The 22,122-nt window shown below is 49.1% G+C and carries 20 protein-coding genes; 5 read left to right on the top strand and 15 right to left on the bottom strand.

Annotation, left to right across the window (positions count from 1 at the left end):
- The first annotated feature begins 75 nt into the window (after positions 1 to 75).
- Positions 76 to 846 (top strand): peptidoglycan editing factor PgeF, encoded by a 771-nt coding sequence (gene pgeF / locus M0L20_RS05110; protein WP_248475971.1) that lies wholly within the window; start codon positions 76 to 78, stop codon positions 844 to 846.
- A gap of 71 nt (positions 847 to 917) precedes the next feature.
- Positions 918 to 1,160, top strand: a complete 243-nt coding sequence (locus M0L20_RS05105) for a GlsB/YeaQ/YmgE family stress response membrane protein (protein WP_232559782.1) — start codon at positions 918 to 920, stop codon at positions 1,158 to 1,160.
- A gap of 78 nt (positions 1,161 to 1,238) precedes the next feature.
- Here M0L20_RS05105 and M0L20_RS05100 read toward each other — a convergent pair whose 3' ends face one another.
- Positions 1,239 to 2,378, bottom strand: coding sequence for an acyl-CoA dehydrogenase family protein (locus M0L20_RS05100; protein WP_248475970.1), 1,140 nt, complete (start codon positions 2,376 to 2,378; stop codon positions 1,239 to 1,241).
- Positions 2,379 to 2,750: 372 nt separating this feature from the next.
- Between M0L20_RS05100 and M0L20_RS05095 the strand changes: the two genes are divergently transcribed.
- Together M0L20_RS05095 and M0L20_RS05090 are read left to right on the top strand one after the other, a co-directional pair.
- Positions 2,751 to 4,082, top strand: coding sequence for a UDP-glucose dehydrogenase family protein (locus M0L20_RS05095; protein WP_232559780.1), 1,332 nt, complete (start codon positions 2,751 to 2,753; stop codon positions 4,080 to 4,082).
- A 107-nt stretch (positions 4,083 to 4,189) separates the two neighbouring features.
- Positions 4,190 to 5,170, top strand: coding sequence for a UDP-glucuronic acid decarboxylase family protein (locus M0L20_RS05090; protein WP_232559779.1), 981 nt, complete (start codon positions 4,190 to 4,192; stop codon positions 5,168 to 5,170).
- Positions 5,171 to 5,359: 189 nt separating this feature from the next.
- Here the strand turns inward: M0L20_RS05090 and nspC are convergent, their stop codons facing one another.
- From nspC to M0L20_RS05075, 3 genes are all read right to left on the bottom strand, one after another.
- Positions 5,360 to 6,505, bottom strand: coding sequence for a carboxynorspermidine decarboxylase (nspC, locus tag M0L20_RS05085; RefSeq protein WP_248475969.1), 1,146 nt, complete (start codon positions 6,503 to 6,505; stop codon positions 5,360 to 5,362).
- Positions 6,506 to 6,567: 62 nt separating this feature from the next.
- The gene (locus M0L20_RS05080; protein ID WP_232559777.1) at positions 6,568 to 7,263 is read right to left on the bottom strand and encodes a response regulator transcription factor; all 696 of its coding nucleotides are present in this window, start codon (positions 7,261 to 7,263) and stop codon (positions 6,568 to 6,570) included.
- Between the two features lie 297 nt (positions 7,264 to 7,560).
- A complete protein-coding gene (locus M0L20_RS05075) occupies positions 7,561 to 8,289 on the bottom strand; it encodes a class I SAM-dependent methyltransferase (RefSeq protein WP_248475968.1) in 729 nt (242 codons plus the stop codon).
- 77 nt (positions 8,290 to 8,366) lie between these two features.
- On the opposite strand from M0L20_RS05075, the gene M0L20_RS05070 reads away from it, so the two are divergent.
- A complete protein-coding gene (locus M0L20_RS05070) occupies positions 8,367 to 8,768 on the top strand; it encodes a phage holin family protein (RefSeq protein WP_232559775.1) in 402 nt (133 codons plus the stop codon).
- A gap of 110 nt (positions 8,769 to 8,878) precedes the next feature.
- Here M0L20_RS05070 and M0L20_RS05065 read toward each other — a convergent pair whose 3' ends face one another.
- From M0L20_RS05065 to M0L20_RS05015, 11 genes are all read right to left on the bottom strand, one after another.
- Positions 8,879 to 9,544: a zinc metallopeptidase gene (locus M0L20_RS05065; protein WP_435531820.1), complete on the bottom strand. Its 666-nt coding sequence runs from the start codon at positions 9,542 to 9,544 to the stop codon at positions 8,879 to 8,881.
- A gap of 229 nt (positions 9,545 to 9,773) precedes the next feature.
- Positions 9,774 to 10,199 (bottom strand): DUF2147 domain-containing protein, encoded by a 426-nt coding sequence (locus tag M0L20_RS05060; RefSeq protein ID WP_232559773.1) that lies wholly within the window; start codon positions 10,197 to 10,199, stop codon positions 9,774 to 9,776.
- Positions 10,200 to 10,466: 267 nt separating this feature from the next.
- Positions 10,467 to 10,946 (bottom strand): D-glycero-beta-D-manno-heptose 1-phosphate adenylyltransferase, encoded by a 480-nt coding sequence (gene rfaE2 / locus M0L20_RS05055; RefSeq protein WP_248475966.1) that lies wholly within the window; start codon positions 10,944 to 10,946, stop codon positions 10,467 to 10,469.
- 26 nt (positions 10,947 to 10,972) lie between these two features.
- The gene (locus M0L20_RS05050) at positions 10,973 to 12,019 is read right to left on the bottom strand and encodes a lysylphosphatidylglycerol synthase transmembrane domain-containing protein (RefSeq protein ID WP_248475965.1); all 1,047 of its coding nucleotides are present in this window, start codon (positions 12,017 to 12,019) and stop codon (positions 10,973 to 10,975) included.
- A gap of 120 nt (positions 12,020 to 12,139) precedes the next feature.
- Entirely contained in the window at positions 12,140 to 12,493 is a 354-nt protein-coding gene (gene panD, locus M0L20_RS05045) for an aspartate 1-decarboxylase (RefSeq protein WP_232559770.1), read from the bottom strand.
- A gap of 173 nt (positions 12,494 to 12,666) precedes the next feature.
- Positions 12,667 to 13,803: a molybdopterin-synthase adenylyltransferase MoeB gene (moeB, locus tag M0L20_RS05040; RefSeq protein ID WP_232559769.1), complete on the bottom strand. Its 1,137-nt coding sequence runs from the start codon at positions 13,801 to 13,803 to the stop codon at positions 12,667 to 12,669.
- Positions 13,804 to 13,930: 127 nt separating this feature from the next.
- Positions 13,931 to 16,912 (bottom strand): sialate O-acetylesterase, encoded by a 2,982-nt coding sequence (locus M0L20_RS05035; RefSeq protein ID WP_248475964.1) that lies wholly within the window; start codon positions 16,910 to 16,912, stop codon positions 13,931 to 13,933.
- Positions 16,913 to 17,204: 292 nt separating this feature from the next.
- Positions 17,205 to 18,992, bottom strand: coding sequence for an aspartate--tRNA ligase (gene aspS, locus M0L20_RS05030; protein ID WP_248475963.1), 1,788 nt, complete (start codon positions 18,990 to 18,992; stop codon positions 17,205 to 17,207).
- Between the two features lie 160 nt (positions 18,993 to 19,152).
- Positions 19,153 to 20,622, bottom strand: a complete 1,470-nt coding sequence (locus tag M0L20_RS05025) for an amidohydrolase (RefSeq protein WP_248475962.1) — start codon at positions 20,620 to 20,622, stop codon at positions 19,153 to 19,155.
- A 164-nt stretch (positions 20,623 to 20,786) separates the two neighbouring features.
- Positions 20,787 to 21,344, bottom strand: a complete 558-nt coding sequence (locus tag M0L20_RS05020; protein ID WP_248475961.1) for a DUF4136 domain-containing protein — start codon at positions 21,342 to 21,344, stop codon at positions 20,787 to 20,789.
- A 141-nt stretch (positions 21,345 to 21,485) separates the two neighbouring features.
- Positions 21,486 to 22,088: an isochorismatase family protein gene (locus tag M0L20_RS05015; protein WP_248475960.1), complete on the bottom strand. Its 603-nt coding sequence runs from the start codon at positions 22,086 to 22,088 to the stop codon at positions 21,486 to 21,488.
- Positions 22,089 to 22,122: the final 34 nt, after the last annotated feature.

The raw sequence follows: 22,122 nt of genomic DNA, 5'->3' as shown, positions 1-22,122 counted from the left end.
GTAGGGCTTTTAGGATAGACAGGCTTTTGATTGCAATTTTGTCGTATTGTCTTACTCTATACGCTTGAACAACTAATGACTTCTTACCATATTCCCGCGATATTTTCCGACTTCTCTGATTTAATAGCAGCCGAAAGTACACGTCATGGCGGGGTTAGCCCAGCACCGTTTCTTTCGCTCAATTTGGGAATCAATACAAACGACGAACCGGACAGCGTAAACGAGAATAGGCGTCGCTTTTTTCTGTCGCTGGGAATTGACGATGTGGATCGCCGGTTTGCTTCTTCGCATCAAGTGCATGGCATGGAGGTATTGTATGCCACAGAGGCAGGGCGTTTTGACGGTTACGATGCGCTGATTACCGACAAGCCAGGTTTGTTTGTTGGGGTGACCGTAGCTGACTGCACACCGATTCTAATTTACGATAAGGCTAATCGGGCAGTAGCGGCTATTCATGCGGGCTGGCGCGGAACATCCGGCGAAATCGTGGCCAAAACGCTAATAACGATGGAGCAACAGTTCGGTACCAGCGCTGCCAATTGCTACGCTTACGTCGGAACCTGCATTGACGAATGCTCCTTCGAAGTGGGACCGGAAGTAGCCGAACGGTTTGCGCCTGAGTTCGTACAGAAAGACGCGCAAACGTTGAAAGATTGTGTAAATCTGAAAGCAGCCAACCGGCAGCAGCTTATCCGTTTTGGTGTCCCATCAACGCAAATAGAGGTATCTTCTTTTTCGACAGTGCTTAATAACGATATTTTCTTCTCATACCGGGCCGAAAATGGACAAACAGGACGAATGCTGGCAATTATTGGTATTAAGGCAATTATTGGTATTAAATCGTAAACAAAGTTTTATTGGCCGAAGTTATGTACCTGTTTTCACAATAGATTTTTATTACTCAACATTCAATAATCATGGGAATCTTAGTTTCTATCTTAGTAGGTGCGGTAGCCGGGTGGCTCGCCGACCTCGTCTTCAAACGGTTTTCGTTTTCGCTCTTCGCTGAAATCCTTCTCGGTATTGCCGGTGGTTTTGTAGGCGGCTGGATATTTGGCCGGTCGGGTGGTATAGTTGATCAAATCTTAACATCATTCGTTGGTGCTGTCATCATCCTGGGTATTGCGGCTCTGATCAAAGGATCACGCAGAACAGTGTAGGTATAGCGCCATTTACACAAGCAAAAAGCAGAACGGGTACGTAGATCAGTCTACGTACCCGTTCTGCTTTTTGCTGAGTTATTTAAGAATTTGTCGGGAAATAACCACTTTCTGAATTTCACTGGTTCCTTCGCCGATGGTGCAAAGCTTTGCATCTCGATAGAATTTTTCTACCGGAAAATCCTTTGTGTAGCCATAACCGCCAAATATCTGTACGCTTTCGTTGGCAACTCGCACGGCGGTTTCAGACGCGAATAACTTGGCCATCGCTGATTCTTTTGTTACCGACTTACCAGCATCTTTCAAATCGGCTGCCTGATAAGTCAGCAGTTTGGCCGCTTCAATATCCGTCGCCATATCGGCAAGCTTAAAACTAATAGACTGGAAATTGGCGATCGGTTGCCCAAACTGTTCCCGCTCTTTGGCGTAGGCCAGAGCCGCATCATAAGCTCCATAAGCGATGCCCAGGCTTAAGGCTGCGATTGAAATTCGTCCGCCGTCCAGCACTTTAAGCGACTGAACAAATCCGTCTCCTACTGCACCTAATCGTTGGCTATCTGGAATACGGCAATCCTGAAACAGCATTTCGGTGGTTTCAGATGCTCGCATGCCCAACTTATCTTCTTTACGGCCCCCCGAAAAGCCGGGCGTTCCGCGCTCAACCACAAAAGCAGTGGCGTTGTGCGGGGTGTTGGGTTCACCCGTTCGGGCAATAACCACGGCTACGTTGCCGCTTCGTCCGTGCGTAATAAAGTTTTTGGCTCCGTTGAGTACCCATTCGTCGCCTTGCCGGATGGCTGTTGTACGCATGTTACCGGCATCCGATCCTGTATTCGGTTCGGTCAGTCCCCAGGCACCGATCCATTCGCCAGTAGCTAGTAGGGGTAAATAGGTTTGCTTTTGCATTTCGTTGCCGAACAGCAGAATATGATTTGTGCACAGGGAATTATGTGCAGCCATCGACAGACCTACAGAGCCATCCACGCGGGCTAGTTCAACAATTGCCGTTACGTACTCCCGGTAGCCAAGGCCCGTTCCGCCGTAGTGAACCGGTACCAGCATGCCCATCAGGCCCTGATCACCGAGTTGTTTAAACAGGTCAAGCGGAAAATGCTGCTCCTCGTCCCACTGTCGTACGTTTGGGCGAATCAACCGGTCACTCAAATCCCGAACAGATTGGGCTATTAATTCTTGATTTTCTACAATTTCGTTAGTCATATAAGGGTGTTATTCGATGAAGTGATTTAAAAGAAATTTAAGCAATTTGTTGTAAAGCACCAATCCCGTTTTGTCAGATAATTACCAGGTAGTATTCACTAGAAAAAGCAGAAATCGATTTAATTTTGTTACTATATTAAAAAATATTAAAACAAATAATCATTAATATCTATATTTTGTATATTTGTCAAAAAAGTATTGCTGTTCATACTGAATACATTTAGTAAAAGGCTGAATTATTACCGGTAAGTCACAATTCTGCCTGGGTCCTAGGCTGTTATTGAAAAACTCCTATTTTTGTGAAATCGGGCCGGCAGGTACGTATGTAAAATCTACCTCAATCGTTTATAAATTTTACTTTGACTTTTTTATATGAAACTGGCAGTTGTAGGAACTGGATATGTAGGCCTTGTCACGGGAACATGTTTCGCGGAGACCGGTAACCAGGTAACATGCGTTGATATCGATGAACGCAAAGTTGAAAAACTGAATAACGGCATCATTCCCATTTATGAGCCGGGTCTGGACGTACTTTTCCATCGGAACGTGGAACAGGGTCGTTTGTCGTTCACCACCAATCTGGAAGAAGGAATCAAAGGTGCCGAAGTTATTTTCCTGGCGCTGCCTACTCCTCCTGGTGAAGACGGTTCGGCGGACCTGAAGTATATTCTGAAAGTTGCCAGCGATTTGGGCCCGATCCTGAATCAATACGCTGTAATTGTCGATAAAAGCACTGTTCCGGTCGGTACGGCTGAGAAAGTACACGCGCACATTGCTGATAACGCCAAGGTTGATTTCGATGTTGTGTCGAACCCTGAATTCCTGCGGGAAGGTGTTGCCGTAGAAGACTTTATGAAGCCTGATCGGGTTGTTATTGGTACCAAGTCGGAGCGGGCCAAGGGGGTTATGAACCGCCTTTACGCACCGCTGGTTCGTCAGGGTAACCCCGTTATTTTCATGGACGAGCGTTCCGCCGAAATGACGAAATACGCGGCAAACGCGTTCTTGGCTACCAAAATCACGTTTATGAACGAGATTGCTAACCTGTGCGAACGGGCGGGTGCGAACGTAGACGATATCCGTCGCGGTATTGGTACCGACAGCCGTATTGGTAAGCGATTCCTGTTTGCGGGTATCGGTTACGGCGGTAGCTGTTTTCCAAAAGATGTGCAGGCACTCGCTAAAACGGCCAAAGATTTCGATTACGATTTCAAAGTATTGAAGTCGGTAATGGATGTCAACTACGCCCAGAAGACGAAGTTGATGCCAATGATCCTGGATTACTTTGGTGGTGATCTGAAAGGCAAAACCATCGCTGTTTGGGGATTGGCCTTCAAACCCTATACGGACGATATCCGCGAAGCTCCGGCACTCGATAACATCAAAGCATTGATCGAAGCAGGTGCGAAAGTAACGGTTTACGACCCTGAGGCAATGGAAAACGTACGTGGCCTTATTGGCAACGCCGTTTCGTACGCGCATACGCAGTACGCAGCGTTGGATGATGCTGACGCGCTGGTAATTATCACCGAATGGCCGCTGTTCCGTACGCCAGATTTCGACAAGATGAACCTGCTGTTGAAGAACCGGGTGATCTTCGACGGTCGGAACGTGTACGAACTGGACCAGATGCGTGAGTTAAACTACACGTACATCAGCGTAGGGCGGGAAGCGGTTCTGGCCCCTGTCGAACAAAAAGCCTGATCTAGTTTATGATTCGTGGGTTGTAATGCCTAGCTTGGTCGGCGTAAGTGCTTAGGCTGATCACTTGGTGGTACAACCCACAATTATAACCACAAACCCAATACTGAATGAAGCGTGTTTTAATTACCGGCGGAGCCGGATTTTTAGGGTCGCATCTGTGCGACCGGTTCATCAAGGAAGGCTACCACGTCATCGCGATGGACAACTTAATCACCGGTGACATTCGTAACATCGAGCATCTGTTTCATCTGCCGAATTTTGAATTCTACCACCACGACGTTTCCAAGTTTATTCACGTACCGGGTGAACTGGATTACATCCTGCATTTTGCTTCGCCCGCCAGCCCCATCGATTACCTTAAAATTCCGATCCAGACGCTGAAAGTAGGTTCGTTAGGTATTCATAACTGCCTGGGATTAGCTCGCGTAAAAGGCGCTCGTGTTCTGATTGCCTCTACGTCAGAAATTTACGGTGATCCGACCATTCACCCACAGCCCGAAGAATACTGGGGCAACGTGAATCCGATTGGGCCGCGTGGTGTTTACGACGAAGCCAAGCGTTTTCAGGAAGCAATAACGATGGCTTACCATACCTACCACGGTCTGGAAACGCGTATCGTTCGGATTTTTAACACCTATGGTCCACGGATGCGACTGAACGACGGACGGGTTCTACCCGCCTTCATTGGTCAGGCGCTACGGGGCGAGGACTTAACCGTTTTCGGTGACGGTAGTCAGACGCGTTCGTTCTGCTACGTTGACGATCTGGTTGAAGGAATTTACCGGTTGCTGCTGAGCGATTACGCGTACCCGGTTAATATTGGCAATCCATCCGAAATCACGATCAAAGAATTCGGCGAAGAGATCATCAAGCTTACGGGTACGAGCCAAAAGCTGGTCCTGAAAGATTTGCCGAAGGATGATCCGAAACAACGTCAACCCGACATCACCAAAGCCAAAGCCATTCTTGACTGGGAGCCAAAAGTATCGCGGGCCGAAGGACTTCGGATTACGTATGAATACTTTAAGAGCTTACCCGAAGAGGAACTGTACAAAGCTGCGTACCACCGCGAGTTTGAGAAGAAATAAACTGAACCGTTACGTTGCCGTTGAGGCAAACGTTGCGTAGTTTTACTTCCGTAATTGCCTTGTGCAGTACACCTTTAGCTGTCTGATAAAAACCTGCGGGCCATATTGTGCGCAGGTTTTTTGTTTGTCAGAAGGAGCCGCATAAAATAGGTAGTAGCGTGAAATCGGCTGTAGATTTCACGCTACTGACTAGCTGAGCCGGTCTTTAAAGCTGTCGTATCCGTAGGTCCGGACCAGCTGAAATTCATCGCTTTCTTTCCAGATGCCGATATTCGGCAGGTTGACGCCGTTAAAGGTGGTGGTCTTGACCATCGTGTAATGGATCATATCATCAAACACGATTTTGTCGCCAATTGCCAACGGTTTGTCAAAGGAGTAATCACCCATAAAGTCACCCGCCAGACAGGTCATTCCACCCAACCGGTACGTCGGTTTCCCGGCCACGGGCTCATGGTACGAATCAAGAATTCGAGGCTTATAAGGCATTTCGAGTGTATCGGGCATGTGAGCCGCAAAGGATGTATCGAGGATTGCGACCTGAATACCCTGACTGTCCAATACATCGAGTACTGTTGAAACCAGCACACCCGTTTGCCAGGCAATGGCCGAGCCAGGTTCCAGGATAACATGTACGTTGTACTTCTGACGGAAAGCCGTAAGCAGCTGAACAAGGTGGTTGGTGTCGTAGCCTTCGCGGGTCATCAGGTGTCCTCCGCCGAAGTTGACCCATTTAACCTGATGCAGTAAATCGCCAAACCGACTTTCCAGGGCGTTTAATGTGCGTTCAAGCGTAAACGAATCGTTTTCGCACAGCGTATGGAAATGAATTCCTTCCAGCCCTTCGGATAATTGATCCGGGAGTTGGTCGCGGGTTACACCGAGACGCGAACCTGGTACGCATGGATTGTACATTTCCGTTGCTACCTCCGAATATTGGGGGTTTACCCGAATGCCACACGAAACACGCCCAACGGCCCGATCCTTAAAGCGCTCCCACTGACTCCACGAGTTGAACGTCAGGTGGCTGCTGCGCTGAACAACTTCATCGAATTCATCGTCGCGGTAAGCGGGAATGTAGGCATGCGCCTGCACACCCATGTAATCGTTGACGAGTTTGATCTCGTTCAGAGAACTGGCTGTTGCTCCGCTTAGGTATTCCCGTACCAGCGGGAAAGCACTGTACATCGAAAACCCTTTCAGAGCCAGAATGATAGTAACACCGGCTGCTTTCTGAACGGAGTCGATGAGTTCGAGATTACGGCGAAGTTTTGCTTCTTCCAGGACGAAGCTGGGCGAAGGAATCGTGTCGAGACGCTGATGCAGGGTCGTATTCATACCGCAAAGGTACGGCCTTTTGTGGCGTTGTCGAACGCCTGGGCCAAGTACTTATTCGGCAATTACTCCTCCGACGATTTTTCGGGATTTCGAATAACGTATCCCATGCCAACAACGGTGTGAATCAGCTTAACCGGTGATTGGCGGTCAATTTTGTTCCGTAAATAATTGATGTACACTTCCACCGTATTGAGCCGAATTGCATCGCTGGCATTCCAGACGCTTTCGAGAATTTCCTTTTTTGACAGAACCCGCCCTTGATTTTGCATCAGAAAAACCAGCAGATAGTATTCGCGGGGGAGCAGATCGATACGCTTTCCGGCACGGTATACCGATTTTTCGAGCAGCTTGATTTCCAGATCACCCGCTTTTAAAACGGATCTCATTGGAAATTGTCCGGCTTTGCGTCGATAAAGCGCGGTAACCCGAGCCATTAGCTCACGAATGTCAATGGAATGACCAACGCAATCATCGGCCCCAGCCTCTAACCCCCAGGCCTTGTTTGCCGGTGTATCGGGCGAAATAATCAGGAGTAACGGTGCATCGTGGGCTTGGGCTATCCACTGGTAAGATGTTTCTGCTTGACCACCTTCCGGAATGTGAACCGTTAAAAGAACTACATCATAATGCGCTTGGTGAGCCATCGTCCAGCCTGTTTGTGAATCAGTGCTGACAATAACCTGATTATTCTCAACTTCTAAACGCCTACGTATCCAGTCGACTTCCGTAGCCGTATTGTCAATAAACAAAAGTTTCATACCAATCTGGTTGAAATCAGTAAAATATGCGCTGTGCATTGGATCAACATAATCGACTAGTACTAACTAAATTGTTTGAATTGGACCGCTTCGTTCGCTCGGTGTAGTACTAGCATAACAACTGCAAATGACGGACAGAAACGATTGCCCTGAATTAAAGCAGTCTTAGATTTAAGGGTATTTATCCTTAAAAAATCATTAATATGATTTTGAGTATCAAGCGATTCGCTATGGATGAAGGGAATAAACGAGAAGACCCGCTCAGACTGAGGGGTAGTAGAACACAATGATTAGTTGTTACTTGCCGAAAAACATGATGTGCTGCTGTGGCAAACGACGGTCGTTCTTAATCAATCGTAGTCCAACTGCTTTCATCTCGTTGCTGGCCTGAGCGACACTTAGCTTGTGAAGTTCTTTTATGGGAACGCTAGGGTCTTCCGCACGGTATTCGACCAAAACAACACGACCATCCGGTTTGAGCGAAGAAACAATCTTTTCGAGCATTTCTCGGGGGTAAGAAAACTCGTGGTAAGCGTCAATCATAATGACAAGATCGACAGAGTTGGCGGGTAGTTTGGGGTCAGACTCCGTACCGAGCATAGGCTCTACGTTCGTCAGTTTCCGCTTTGCCGTTCCTTCCTGAAGGTAGTCGATCATTTCGGGTTGAATATCGACCGCTAATACTTTGCCCTTGGGTAGTTTGGGAGCCATCAGGAAGGTGAAAAATCCCGTACCTGCGCCGATATCGGCTACCACATCCGTTGGCCGTAAATTAAGTGCTTTAAGCAGCAGATCAGTTCGTTCTTCGCGTTCCCGCTCCGGACGTTCGAGCCAGGATGCACCGAGGTGACCCATCACCTGCGCTATTTCACGTCCCAGATAGCGCTTGCCGATGCCATCGCGGGTGGCCTGCTGGTATTGGTAATAGCCGGTTGAGTCAGCGGCCTGAGCCGCTGTTTTTTGCTGCGAAGAGCCCGTACCACAAGCTAACAAGGAAAATAAAGGTAATAGCCAGAGACGGTGCATAGTCGTGCTAAAGTAGTATCCATTGAAACAACCCCGCTTGGAACGAGTTGTTCAGGAAACCATCTAAACGTTTCTGTATGAATCTTATACTACACTTGCTACTGGACGCAGCTGTAATTTTTGGATTGGCTTATATCATGCCACAAGTTCAGGTAAAGAGTTTCGGGACGGCGTTGTTAATCGCGGTATTACTAGGGCTACTCAATTTTTTCATTGGCTGGATCATTCGTTTTCCGCTTAATTTAATAACCTTCTTTTTGCTGACCGGGATTATCCGCATTGTTGTAACGGCAATTCTATTGAAGCTGATTGATAGCTTTATGGACAGCTTTACCATTGATGGTTTCTGGCCTGCGCTTGTCATCGCATTAGCGGTAGCCGTTGCCGGAACGCTGATCGACCGCTCCGCACCTACCAAAGAACGAATAGAGTCAGGATACGAAGCATTGGCCAACGTAAGTACTGTATCACTTACTTAATAAAAACCAGTGCCAAAGAGAAACGGGCCGTCAGAAGATTTTATAGCTTCTGACGGCCCGTTTCTTTTATTAACTACGAAGCGTATTGGCTCGCTTCGTCTTGTTCTCGATTAGTCGCTGCGTCGGCCACCCATCAGGATACTGGCATAATACAGCAACGTTGCTAGCGAACCCAGTGCCGCTACTACGTAGGTCATTGCGGCCCACCAGAGGGCGTCTTTTGCGAAGCCGTATTCCCGCTGATTAACAACGCCCCGATCCTGAATCCAGGCTAATGCCCGGCGGCTGGCATCAAACTCAACCGGCAATGTTACAAAGCTGAACAGGGTTGTGAGGGCAAATAAGCCCACGCCAATAGCCAGGGGAACAGGTGTCGTTTGCAGCAGCAGAATACCAATCAGGATAACCCATTGCATATACTGCGACGAAACCGATAACGCAGGAACTAGGGCCGACCGTAACTTCAACGGGGCGTACGCTGCCTTATGCTGCACCGCGTGTCCACATTCGTGAGCGGCTACGGCGGCTGCGGCTACGCTACGGCCATAGTACACGTCATTACTCAGATTGACCGTTTTTTCCTGCGGATTATAATTATCGGTAAGCATACCTTCCGTCGAAACAACGCGCACATCGTAAATGCCATTTTCATTGAGCATCTGTTGCGCAATCTCAGCACCGCTGAGGCCGTTGCTTAAGCCAATTTGAGAATATTCACTAAACTTACTCTTCAGTCGCCAGCTTACAAACATGCTGATACCGAAGATAAGGATCATTAATAACCAAGGTGAAATCATCGTTTTTGTGGTCAGGTTTGTACATATACGAACTGGTAACTTACCAGGCCATCTACTATAAAACAATAGTTTAGGCAAAATGTCTCCCCAAACCCGACCATTTATCAAGGCTGTGGGCCGTTCGGCCCCTGTAAACACGATGGCCCACTGTCAATCAGCGGGCCATCGGACGTATTTTGAGCAGCAACTAGCTGGTCAATGAATCGGATTAACTAGTGGGCTTTCGGGTTAAAATAAATTCTTTGTTAAGCCATCGGCATCCTTTAAAGACGGTTGCTGTGAGTGTTTGTGAATCAATCATTTTTACTTCCACATCAAAATGGCTTCCTGTTTTTGGGTGAATCAACTCGCCACCAGACCAACCATTGCCATCAAAAACCAGATCACTAATCAGCAACTGGTTCTTGCTTAAGCCAAATTTGTCTTTCCCAACAGAACTTACGTCGGCAATGCGCCCGTAATAGCGGTCTCCGCTCCGGTAGAGTTCAATACTCGATCCTTTAGCTGGAAAAAGCCAGTAACCAAGAATCTGGTCAGCCGTATGGTCTACTGAAGACTTGCCCGCGACCGGAAATAAGCAAAGTAAAAGAAGGCTTGATGCCCATGCGTAACGTCGAAATACCAGGAAAGACATTCGTTTACTGTTGGTTACAGGTTAATACAAGCGACTAATGGCAACTCAATGGATGATAATAGTGGTGGGCGAAGCACCAGTCTACTAAAATAAAAGTATATTCGTTTACTTCTGACGATTAAGTAGATTAAACTTTTTTAACCAAATGCAAATAGCCAGCATAATGCTGGCTATTTGTTAATAATCAATACTTTATACTGAATGATAGAAATTGAGTATTTTTTCGACTCTAAGTAATTTTAAGGATAAACGCTTAGTGGCTCGCTGCTAGAAACTTTGCTTAATGCGTTCGATAAGCTTTGTGGTCGAATAACCGGGTACAAGCGCTACCGTTTCGACACGCCCCCCTCGGCTTATGACAAAATCAGCCCCAACAATGGTGGCTACGGTATAGTCATTGCCCTTCACTAAAATATCAGGTTTAACGGCCTCGATCAATTCCAGCGGGGTTGGCTCGCCAAAAAGTGTAACGGCATCCACAAATTCCAGGGCAGCCATCAAACGAGCGCGGGCGTATTCATTAACGACCGGTCGGAGTGGCCCCTTGATGCAGCTAACAGAAGCGTCGGTATTTAGACCCAGAATCAGGCGGTTGCCCAGATGCCGGGCTTTTTCGAGGTAATCGATATGACCCAGGTGAACAATATCGAAGCAGCCATTGGTAAAAACGATTTGCTGTCCTTCGGCTCGCCATTTGTCGGCCTGTTGGATAGCATGCTCACGGGTGAGAATTTTTGATTCAGTCATGCAAAAAAGTATGTACAAATAGGCGTCTACAGTTTGATCGCTTTCGGATCATCAAGTACGTCGGCAAGCTCCGTCGTTTTGTTCCGGCGGAACAGCACAACTAATAGGCTGGATATGCCGAGAACAATAATCATCAACGTCGATACGCCATGAATAAAGGTAGCCAGCACTTGTCCGTCCTGACTGGTCAGCCCATACAGAAGCGCCACCTGTCCGACCAGCAAGTGAAAGGAGCCGATGCCGCCAGGCGTTGGAGCAGCCATCCCCAGCGACCCGACGACCAGAATGGTCAATCCGGCCAGCGGGCCAAGACCGGCGGTGGCGGGCATCGCAAAAAAGAGCGTGTAGGACATCAGGTAGTACATCGTCCAGATGAGCAGCGTGTGGAACAAAAACGCGCCGGGCCGACGAAGTTTACGAACGCTCAGCAAGCCTTCTAATAAGCCCGCCAGGAATCCACTAACTTTCTGGTAGAGCGGATGACGTCCTAAAGCTTCGCGGTAGCGGTTGAAGAGAAACCAGGCTAGCAAAGCGATCCCTAGCAAAACGGCTCCGGCAAGCACCAGCAAACTCGAACCGCTGGATTCTTTCGGAAGTTTTCCCCCAAAGAATTCCATGAAGAACTGGCTCAGGCGATCAAATTCGAGTACGAAGGTAGCCGCTAGTAGTAGAAACAACATCAGCACGTCGAATAGCCGTTCGGCAACTACCGTTCCGAAGCTAACGTTGACGGGTACACCCGAAAGGCGATAAAGCGTACCACAGCGGGCTACTTCACCGGCGCGCGGGAGAGCCAGGTTAGCCAAATAACCCGTAAGGACACTAACTGTAGCGTCGAGCGAGGTAGGGCGTTGCGGAACAACAGGTTCGAGAAGGGTCCGCCAGCGTTCGGCGCGGCTCCAGTGCGCAACAATCGTGAGAACCGCCGAAACCGCAATCCATCGGTAATCGGCCGAACTTATTTTACGCCATAAATCGGCCCCGTCGAGGTGGCTTTGCTGAAACGTAAACCAAAGTAAACCGCCGGCGATGGCTAATGAGATAACGTATTTAAGGACGTTCTTAACGTTCATAATCGGTGGATAAAGCGGCTTCCTGACGGTTAAAGATCCGACGCTGGGCCACGTTACATAAAAAACTCCGTCACAAAGTAACGGAGTTTCGTGAGAATGGAGTGCTCGCTGACAAAAGGATTAAGCTTTTACCAGCCGGTTATTATCGTCCGGAAATACAACGGTTGGTTTATAAGCCTTAGCTTCTTCGGGGGTCATCATCGCATAAGCAATGATAATAATAATATCGCCGACTTGTGCCCGGCGGGCTGCGGCTCCGTTCAGACAGATGATGCCCGAACCGCGTTCGCCTTTGATGACATAAGTAATGAGCCGTTCCCCGTTGTTGTTGTTAACAATGTGTACCTGCTCATTCTCAAACAATCCGGCAGCATCCATCAGGTCTTCATCAATGGTGATACTGCCAACATAATTCAACTCCGCCTGCGTGACTTTGACTCGGTGAAGCTTAGACTTTAATACGTTGACAAACATAGTTGATCGGTGATTGCCGTTTGGGGCGGCAAGTGCTGACGCTTACCTACGGCACCCCCAAAACAGCCGTACCCAGGGGTTGGTTCCACGTCATTTAGTTGACCATTAGGTAAGCAAAAGCGCCATAGCTTAGTGCTACGGCGCTTCCGGTAATTCATGTACAGAAAAGAAAATCAATAAATAGCCATCTCGGGTTCAATATCGCGCGCCCAGGCATTAATTCCGCCGTCCAGATTGTATAAATTGGTCAATCCGCCCTGCGCGTACAGATAATTAATGACATTGGCCGAACGGATACCATGATGGCAATAAACAACTACCGGTTTGTCCGTCGGAATACGCTTGCGGTTATTGGGAATCATACCAACCGGAATCAGCACCGATCCTTCCAGGTGGCAAAGGTCATATTCAGGTCGCTCCCGAACGTCCAGCAGAAAAATGTCTTCGCCAAGCGCCAGCCGGTCTGCCAGTTCCTGAACCGACATTTTTAGCGGTCCCGATGCAGCAGGAGCCGGTCGGTTGGTATTTGATAAACCCTGCCGGGCCAGCTCATCCGCATCGGCCCGCCGTTTTGTTTTGATGCGTTGCTGATTCATCGTCAACAGATCGACCATTAGCAGGTGCTCGGTCAGGCTTTGGCCGATACCCGTGATCAGCTTAATGACTTCGTTCGCTTGGTAAGTGCCAATGACACCGGGCAAAACGCCCAAAACACCCGTGTCATTGCAATTCGGAATCTCGATATCGTTCGGGTATTCGGGAAACAGGCATCGGTACGTTGGACCCCGTTGACCATTGCCCAAGTCGGCATTGAGTACGGCTACCTGGCCTTCAAACCGGTGGATGGCCCCGTACACAAATGGTTTGCCGAGCGTGACGCAGACATCGTTGACCAGATACCGAACTTTGAAATTATCCGTACAGTCAACAATGATGTCGTATGACTCGATGATGCCGCGAGCATTGCTACCGTCAAGCGCCATCGTGTACGTATCGAACGTGATGTCAGGGTTGAGCCGATTCAGGTGGTTGACCGCGATTTTTGCTTTCGGTTTGCCGACTTCATCGGTTGTGTACAGCACCTGCCGTTGAAGGTTGCTTAGGTCTACTACATCAGGATCAATCACACCGATGGTACCAACACCAGCCGCCGTTAAGTAAAGCAGTACCGGGCAACCTAAGCCGCCTGCACCAACTACCAGTACACGGGTATTCTTGAGTCGAAGCTGACCAGCCGCGCCAATTTCTGGCAGATTCAGGTGCTTCTGATAGCGTTGTTTTTCGGCAGGTACTAACGTTGTTGCTTCCATGGTGTCAAAGCTAAGCAAACCAAATTCGATTGCTCTATTTCAACAGATTTCAGTTCGCTAAAATTGCGCTGATTTTAAAAAAAGCGAATCTATTTAGTGAACGCGCTCCTGTCTGAAAAAGCGGTCTTTAATATTCTCGCACACTAATGCTGGCTTCGTCGTCCTCCCCGTTGCTGTAGCCGTTGCCTGGTGTCGAATCAGGGTCCGGCTGGGAAACACTCGAAACCTGAGCCGACACCGTCCCTGAGCCACTAATCCGTACAGGTAAGGAAACCGTCGCATACGAATTGATAGCCACTGAACCTACCACGGCGGTAACCGTCTGACCGTTGACGAGGAACCCGTTTGAATCGGTCAGTTGCCATCCATTGGGCAGTAGTACCTGAATCGCAACGTCACTGGCCGCTAGTCCTCCCTGGTTATTAAGGGTTACGGTAAGATTAATTGATTCATTAGTGGTTACCACCAACCGACTGACTTGTAAGTCGAGGCTCAAATCGGCTTTGTTTGGATCGGTTGAGGGCTGGTTGGACAGGACAGTTGGTAAGGGTGTTTGGTTGGGATTAGGCGATGTAATCAGAGGACCATTGGCATTGGCGGTGCGTAGATCTACATAAGCTGCATCGTCCTGTCCGTCACCGGTACCCGAATCAGGCTGGCTATCCGGGTCTGTTACCGAGCTACTACTAATCTGAGCTGCCGTTACAAACGTGCCGGGTTGGTTGGCTTTTATACGAAACGTATACGGTATGGTTGAACCGGTAAGAATAGTACCCGCTGCGACCGTTACGGTATTGTCTACTGAACTTACAGCTGGGTTCTGCGAATCGACGAAGGTAACGAAATCGGGAAGAAGGCTTTTCGCCTGCACACCGGTAGCATCGTTTGGCCCGGCATTCGTGAGCGACACTGTTAGCGAGACGATTTGCCCGACGGCTGGTGTTCGGTTATCTACCTGCATGGCCAACGATAAGTCGGCCATATCGGGGCAGATTTGCAGCGGTAGACTAGGAGCGCTGGCTACCGTCGGGTTGCTGGCTATCACTCGGATTCGGTACGTATTGCCAGCAGGCAAACCAGCGGGCAATGTAGCCTGGATAGGATTGGTATTACCTGTGCCAATATTGGTTACTGTGTAGAAGGAACCCATAGAATCGGACAGCTGAACGGTAAAGGTATTACCACTATTTACAGATCCATCGGTAACCGTAACATATACGGGAAATGAGCCGGATAAACAAGGTTGCGTCATCGGTATATCTTCCATTGCCAGAACAGGTGGTACCGGCGGAATGGGTTCCATAGCGTAGTAGAGAATCTGCTTGCCATTAATGAAATTGACATCGTACCAAAATCCAGCCCCTGAACTGCCCTGGCGACGTACTGACAGACGATACCTTCCGGGCTCGACCCCGCCCACTCCGGCAGCGGCCGGGGGATAATTGCGGATGTAATTGAAATCGGCAAATTCGGTGTAGTCGGGTGCCTGATTACTGGGTGGAACCAAATACCAGCCTGAATCACTAAAACTACCGCCATCGATTCGTTCAAGCCGGACCTCAACGGGAATTTCGGCGCGAATCATCGCAAAAAAACCATGACTGAAGATCTCATACCGATAAGCCAGGCGTTGTATGGCGGGATCAGGTGTTCCGCCACTGGTAGCTAGCGGAATGGTAGCTTGAGATGTTGTTGGGGCTGCTGATCGACTTACCTGAAACGCTTCGCCGACTGTACCAACCGTGACTGGATGAGTGGACCTCGTACGGATTCGGTATGACCCATCAGTCAAGTCAGCAGGTAAGGTTACCGTCAGTGGGTTGGTAGTACCGGGTGCCGATTCAGACACAACCTGATTGTTGTCGGCTCGTACGATTTGTGCAATGTACTGGTTATTCAACTCGTGCGCATCCGACCGAAGAGAAGACGCCTGGATCGTCTCACCGGGACGGCGGGTTAAGGGTAATGTGTATCCACTGGTAATCAGCGACGATTCATCCGTCGGCGTAAAGGGTACACTGTTTTGAAAGAAACTGGTGTTAAGACACTGCATCCACGTATCAATGAAGCGGTACATACCGTCGCCAAGCAAGTGTACATTATCGGGACGATTAGCAGAACCCGTAAGCGTATCCGTGGCGGGTCCGGCAAAAACATCGTGTACTTCGTTGATAAGTCGATTCTGAGCCGCAATGACATCAGGGTTTGTTTTGCCGTTTATGTAACTCGCCCGCGATACCATCCAGGCCAGCTGATTAAAGCCTGTCTGCTGGCGCGTTTTAGTAATAACGTAGTGAATGTTGTCGAAATAAGTTTGCGTGTTGGTTGTATCATCACTTTCGCCCTGATGCCACAAAATGGCTCGTGCTCCGGTCCGGGACACATAATGCAGCAGGGCGACACCTAACCGTCGATAAACGGCTGAGTTAAGCGTATTGCCGATGTTCCCGGCAGCCGACTGCTTCCATTCTTCGCTCGACGTACCGCCTAATGCTGCCCCTAGAAACATGACGGGTACGTTGAGCCAGCGAACAAGCCTGTCGCCCAGAACGCTCCACAAGTGAGGAGGCTGGCTTGGGCCAATATTACTGCCGTAGCTAACATTGCTAAACTGGAATGGAAGTAGATATTCGTCAATCGTTTCCTGTCGGAAGTCGACACACGAAACGCGGTCTTCTTCGGAACCAGGCACGCGCCGGAACCCGCCATACACATTTGACTGACCTGCCAGCACAAACACTTCGCCTACGCCGACCCGGTTTACGTGGGTTTCGGCCAATAGCGTGTTGCCCATAAATGCTCGTACATCCAACCGGTACTGCCCCGTCTTGACAACAACGGATCCCCGAAACGTAGATGACGAAGGCAGAAGTGGTAATGCTGTCCAGCGTGTAACCTGTCCCTGACCAATTGCCATTGGCACAAAACGTGCTTCTACGTGCGTAGCCGCTGATGAGGCCAAGCCCGTAACGATAATCGTCGCTTCTTCTGCATTATTTCGTTGATAAACTATTCGTGGAGCCGGACTTGAAACACTAAGTTGAGCAGTCAGAAGGGTAGGGTACAGTAAGACAAGGAGCAATACCATTGCCCGGCTAGAAGTGTTCATATAATTAGGTTGTATTAGGTGGATGCTAATAAAAACGGCAAGTATAGAATATAGCCGCTTGACATTTATTTAAGTATACAAAAATTGCCTAAAAATTTACTTGTCGTACTATTTATGGGTAGCTACAATAAAATCAATTCGGATAGCGGCTGCTAGTGTGCTGTTGGATCAGTAGAAATATATACCAATATACAAAAAGCGAAGGTGTGGTGCTGTGGTGCCGTCAAGTTCTTAAACATGACAGTACCACAGCACCACACCTTCGCTTTGTATTGGCTTCGCCCTGGGCGAATTACTTCGTTGCTACCGTTTCAATCTTTAGCTCATTAAGCTGAGCCTGGCTAATGGTCGATGGCGAATCAATCATCACGTCGCGACCCGAATTATTTTTCGGGAAAGCGATAAAATCGCGGATTGAATCAGCTCCACCAAAGATCGAGCACAGGCGGTCAAACCCAAATGCTATCCCGCCGTGCGGAGGAGCACCGTACTCGAAAGCATCCATCAGGAAGCCAAACTGCGCTTTCGCTTCTTCATCCGAGAAACCAAGCAGACTAAACATACGAGCCTGCAAATCCCGGTTGAAAATCCGGATGGAACCACCACCAACTTCGGTTCCGTTGATAACGAGGTCATAGGCGTTGGCCCGTACCGCACCTGGGTCGCTGTTCAGAAGTGAAATATCTTCTGGCTTGGGCGACGTGAAGGGATGGTGCATCGCAAACCAGCGCTGCTCTTCTTCGCCGTATTCGAGCAGGGGGAAGTCCAGCACCCACAGGCTGCTAAACACGTTTGGATCGCGCAGGCCGAGCCGACTGCCCATTTCCAGACGGAGTTCGTTCAGCTGTTTACGAGCCTTGTTGGCATCACCCGAAATAATCAGCATCAGATCACCCGGTTTGGCATTGAACTGAACCGACCATTTTTTTAGATCGTCTTCGCTATAAAACTTATCAACCGACGATTTCAGCGTATTATCCTCGTTGTAGCGGACGTAGATCAATCCTTTTGCGCCAACCTGGGGACGTTTGATCCAGTCGGTCAGTTCGTCGAGTTGTTTGCGGGTGTAGTGTGCACAACCCGGTGCGTTAATGCCTACTACCAACTCTGCCGAGTCGAATACGCCGAATCCTTTGCCCGATGTCAGGTCGATGGTGTCAAACGTGCCGGGACGCTGGACCGCTTTCAGTTCGGTAAACTGCATGTCGAAACGGGTATCCGGCTTATCGGAACCGTACAGGCGCATCGCATCGGCATAGGTCATCCGGGGCACTTCGGCCAGATCAACACCTTTAACGGCTTTGAACAGATGACGAATCAGCCCTTCAAACATGTTCAGAATATCTTCCTGCTCTACGAACGACATTTCACAGTCGATCTGCGTAAACTCAGGCTGACGGTCGGCGCGTAAATCTTCATCGCGAAAACACTTCACAATCTGGTAGTACCGATCAAAACCCGATACCATCAACAATTGCTTGAACGTCTGCGGTGATTGCGGAAGCGCGTAGAACTCACCCGGATTCATGCGACTCGGCACAACGAAATCGCGGGCTCCTTCGGGCGTTGACTTAATCAATACCGGTGTTTCAACTTCGATGAAGTCTTGACCGTCCATGTAAAGCCGCGTCTGCTGGGCCATCCGATGACGCAGTTCAAGATTTCGGCGAACCGGATTGCGACGCAGATCAAGGTAGCGGTACTTCATCCGCAGATCGTCGCCACCGTCGGTATCATCTTCGATGAGGAAAGGAGGTAGCTTAGCTGCATTCAGAATGTCCAGCGCCGTCACCTTAATTTCAATATCACCCGTTGGTATATTCGGGTTTTTCGACTTCCGTTCGATCACCGTTCCTGTTGCTTTCAGGACAAATTCGCGGCCCAGCGAGCGGGCAGTTGCAAAGAGTTCGGGTGCTGTCTGGCCGTCTTCGAGCAGAAGTTGCGTAATACCGTACCGGTCGCGAAGGTCAATCCACAATACACCACCCTTATCACGAATGGTCTGGACCCAGCCAGTCAGTTCGACCGTCTTGTTAACGTCAGTAAGGCGGAGTTCTCCGCAGGTATGCGTTCGAAGCATTTCTAATGAGCAAAAGAGTGATAGAGGAAAGAGCGAATGAACAGGCAGAAACTAGGTTCTGAATCAGCTATTCGGTTCCTTTCTTTTAATAGAATGCCGCAAAGGTATATACTTTACAGGAACTGGACAGTCGCTCATTCACTCTTTCGTACTTTCTCTTTTATTTCCGATAATCCAGCGCTGGTTTTCTGTTGCCAAGTAACGCTTCGTACTTAAAATCGGCCCCGCGTTTCTGAACCCATTCGGCACGGGCTTTCTCGATGAGAGCAGGCGTTTTGTATAAGTCGAGAGCTGTTAGCGCGATAGTTTTTGCCGCTACGAGCATACCTTTCTGACCGATACTCATGCCACTGGCGGCTGTCGATTGCCAGCTGTGTGCCGACGAACCTGGTACCCAGGTTGCGGTTGACAGACCAACGGTAGGAACTACCCAGCTTACATCGCCAACATCGGTTGATGCGCTACTGGTTGTTGTCTCGGATGCGGTACGAAAATCGTTGACGTTGGCTGCGCTTTCGATGGGAACTTTTGGGCCGTTGAACGTTTGACTGATCTTGTTCGCGAACGCTGTTTCTTCGGGCGTGTAGTTGACGCCACCAACGGTTTGCAGGTTCTGGTGCATTACTTCGGCCAGTGTAACGTTGGGCAATAGGTTGTAAACGCCACCCAGCACTTCCCATTCAACCTGCGTACCTGTGCCTTTTGCGGCTCCTTCGGCAGCATTTTCAATGCGCTTCCAAACGCTTTGCAGGATGTCGCGGTCTTTGTGACGAGCGTAATAATAAACTTCGGCAAAAGCTGGAACTACGTTGGGCGCTTCGCCACCGCGCGTGATGACGTAGTGAATACGCGTGTCGGATGGGATATGCTCACGCATCATGTTGACCATGTAGTCCATGGCTTCGACGCCATCTAGGGCCGAGCGTCCCCGTTCGGGTGAGGCCGCTGCGTGAGCCGCAATTCCCTTAAAGCGAAATTTGGCATTTTTATTCGCCAGTGACGTACTCGCGTCGGCTGCATTCTGCGCGCCAGGATGCCAGTGCAACACAACATCAGCGTCCTTGAACAAGCCTTCACGCACCATGTAAACCTTACCCGAACCCCCTTCTTCGGCAGGGCAGCCGTAAATTTTGATTGTTCCCGAGTGACCCGAGCGTTTTAGCCAATCCTTTATTTCGGTAGCAGCCGCAACGGAAGCCGTTCCAAACAAATTATGACCGCAACCATGTCCGCCTTTCTGGCCCTGGATGGGTGTAAAATCAGGTTTCGCTTCCGTCGCCAGACCGGGCAGCGCATCGTACTCGCCCAAAATACCGATGACAGGTTTGCCTGAACCGTACGTCGCCACAAAAGCCGTTGGGATACCCGCTACGCCTGTCTGCACCTCAAACCCTTCTTTTTTCAACTGTTCTTCGAGCAACTGAGCGCTTTTCTCTTCCTGATACCCTAACTCGGCAAAATCCCAGATCTGCTTGGAAATTCCGGCGTATTCGGGGAATCGCTTATCCAGATCAGCAATGACCGTTTTCTTATCGGCATCGACAGCTGAGGAAGCCGCTTTTTTGGGCTTTGGTTGTGCCACCGCTAGGAAGGGTAACAGTAAAGCCGTTGTGAGAAATTGTGTTTTCATAGGTATGTATTCTGATGATTGGGTTACAAGCCGATAAAAATAAGGCAAAAAGGGGAAGTGGCCAATTTTGCTTAATTGGAGCGGAACGATAGTAGTAGGTTTTATTAAACAAAAAAAGTGCGTCGCTTCGGGGAAGCGACGCACTTTTTGGAACGAACGGCCAACTAGAATTTATCGGCTCGGTAGGGATATTTGTTAAATATCAGGTTGATGGCTTCGCGGATTTTACCTTGCTGACGATCAAAGCCGTTGTTGGACGTCAAACCCGACGCCAGACCCTGCCAAACAGCCTGATCGGTTTTCGTATCAATAAGATTGATCAGAATGGTACCTGCTTCTACTTTAATGTCCTGCTCATCACCCAGCGCCTGAACTTCATTGGAACTAAAATAGTCTGAACCTGCACTTGTGTAGCCCTTTATTGTCGTTGGCTTGTCAAACACCCTAAAGTTAACAATTAGATCGGGCGCCTGCCGATTGAATTTGTAACCCCGGCCATCCATAGCGAAGCCGACGGCTTCCCGAATCTGTTTCTTCAAAACCAGGTCGTTTAGGAAATAATAGCCTGGATCGAGCTTTCTATCCACCTGCGATGCCCAAACATAAGACTTGTAGCGACTAAAGTCCGTGTTAGGTTTGGTTTCGCTGTTTACTGTGACATTTTGAGCCTGCGTCAGACTGGTTGCCAGTCCCAACAGGGCGATAAAAAATAACCGTTTCATATGCGTTGACTTTTATTTTAGGATTATGACCCTTCGTATAAATAACTAATGCAATGAATATGGGTTATTAAAAGGCTCTTAAAGGTTGTTGTTGGGCAATTTATCGACATGTCCGTTAGACAATGGTGCGTAGAATGATAGTCAGGTTCTGTCGGGCAACATGGCGATAATTTCGTCGGTGGTCGCTAGTTCGCCGATGCGGGGGAAGATGTATGTCAGGCTGTTATGATGGGCAGCGGCCACTATATCCGTCATGGCGTCGGTGGCGAAAGTAAGGTTATAGCCACGCTCATTTGCCGAACGAGCCGTTCCTTCCACACCAATGCTGGTTGAGATTCCCGCCAAGACGATACCTGTTATGTTTAGTTTCTGTAGTTCTTCGTGCAGAGAGGTGTTGTAGAATGCATCCCAGGTTTCTTTCGTGATCTGGATGTCATCGGATTCTGGCTTGATTGGCTCCACAATATCGAAAAAGCCTGCTGCCCGCATTATGTCGAGCGCCTGTTGCTGTCCAGCAGCGTCTTTAGGGAAATTGCTTTTTTCGGAACGAACGAGAGATGCTGGCGCGCCAATCGGTTCGACGTGAACCACTATCACCGGTAATCGCTCCTGACGAAAAGCCGCTTTTAGTCGGGAAGCATTATGAATGATCGTTGGCGTCGGATGCGCTTTATCACCGTTGACGATGCCTTTCTGGAGATCGATCAGAACGAGAGCGGTTTGTTTATCAAGTGCCGTAAGCATACTAGGTTAGCTGTTTTCTCGAATTCAACCCGAC

Source organism: Spirosoma liriopis, from assembly GCF_023196085.1.
GTDB classification, from domain to species: domain Bacteria; phylum Bacteroidota; class Bacteroidia; order Cytophagales; family Spirosomataceae; genus Spirosoma; species Spirosoma oryzicola.
This window is presented reverse-complemented; position numbering and strand designations above follow the sequence as displayed.

Excerpts from the sequence above, each read along its gene's own strand:
- pgeF (WP_248475971.1), top strand. The coding sequence starts at position 76 with ATGACTTCTTACCATATTCCCGCGATATTTTCCGACTTCTCTGATTTA.
- M0L20_RS05105 (WP_232559782.1), top strand. The coding sequence starts at position 918 with ATGGGAATCTTAGTTTCTATCTTAGTAGGTGCGGTAGCCGGGTGGCTC.
- M0L20_RS05100 (WP_248475970.1), bottom strand. The coding sequence starts at position 2,378 with ATGACTAACGAAATTGTAGAAAATCAAGAATTAATAGCCCAATCTGTT.
- M0L20_RS05095 (WP_232559780.1), top strand. The coding sequence starts at position 2,751 with ATGAAACTGGCAGTTGTAGGAACTGGATATGTAGGCCTTGTCACGGGA.
- M0L20_RS05090 (WP_232559779.1), top strand. The coding sequence starts at position 4,190 with ATGAAGCGTGTTTTAATTACCGGCGGAGCCGGATTTTTAGGGTCGCAT.
- nspC (WP_248475969.1), bottom strand. The coding sequence starts at position 6,505 with ATGAATACGACCCTGCATCAGCGTCTCGACACGATTCCTTCGCCCAGC.
- M0L20_RS05080 (WP_232559777.1), bottom strand. The coding sequence starts at position 7,263 with ATGAAACTTTTGTTTATTGACAATACGGCTACGGAAGTCGACTGGATA.
- M0L20_RS05075 (WP_248475968.1), bottom strand. The coding sequence starts at position 8,289 with ATGCACCGTCTCTGGCTATTACCTTTATTTTCCTTGTTAGCTTGTGGT.
- M0L20_RS05070 (WP_232559775.1), top strand. The coding sequence starts at position 8,367 with ATGAATCTTATACTACACTTGCTACTGGACGCAGCTGTAATTTTTGGA.
- M0L20_RS05065 (WP_435531820.1), bottom strand. The coding sequence starts at position 9,544 with ATGATCCTTATCTTCGGTATCAGCATGTTTGTAAGCTGGCGACTGAAG.
- M0L20_RS05060 (WP_232559773.1), bottom strand. The coding sequence starts at position 10,199 with ATGTCTTTCCTGGTATTTCGACGTTACGCATGGGCATCAAGCCTTCTT.
- rfaE2 (WP_248475966.1), bottom strand. The coding sequence starts at position 10,946 with ATGACTGAATCAAAAATTCTCACCCGTGAGCATGCTATCCAACAGGCC.
- M0L20_RS05050 (WP_248475965.1), bottom strand. The coding sequence starts at position 12,019 with ATGAACGTTAAGAACGTCCTTAAATACGTTATCTCATTAGCCATCGCC.
- panD (WP_232559770.1), bottom strand. The coding sequence starts at position 12,493 with ATGTTTGTCAACGTATTAAAGTCTAAGCTTCACCGAGTCAAAGTCACG.
- moeB (WP_232559769.1), bottom strand. The coding sequence starts at position 13,803 with ATGGAAGCAACAACGTTAGTACCTGCCGAAAAACAACGCTATCAGAAG.
- M0L20_RS05035 (WP_248475964.1), bottom strand. The coding sequence starts at position 16,912 with ATGAACACTTCTAGCCGGGCAATGGTATTGCTCCTTGTCTTACTGTAC.
- aspS (WP_248475963.1), bottom strand. The coding sequence starts at position 18,992 with ATGCTTCGAACGCATACCTGCGGAGAACTCCGCCTTACTGACGTTAAC.
- M0L20_RS05025 (WP_248475962.1), bottom strand. The coding sequence starts at position 20,622 with ATGAAAACACAATTTCTCACAACGGCTTTACTGTTACCCTTCCTAGCG.
- M0L20_RS05020 (WP_248475961.1), bottom strand. The coding sequence starts at position 21,344 with ATGAAACGGTTATTTTTTATCGCCCTGTTGGGACTGGCAACCAGTCTG.
- M0L20_RS05015 (WP_248475960.1), bottom strand. The coding sequence starts at position 22,088 with ATGCTTACGGCACTTGATAAACAAACCGCTCTCGTTCTGATCGATCTC.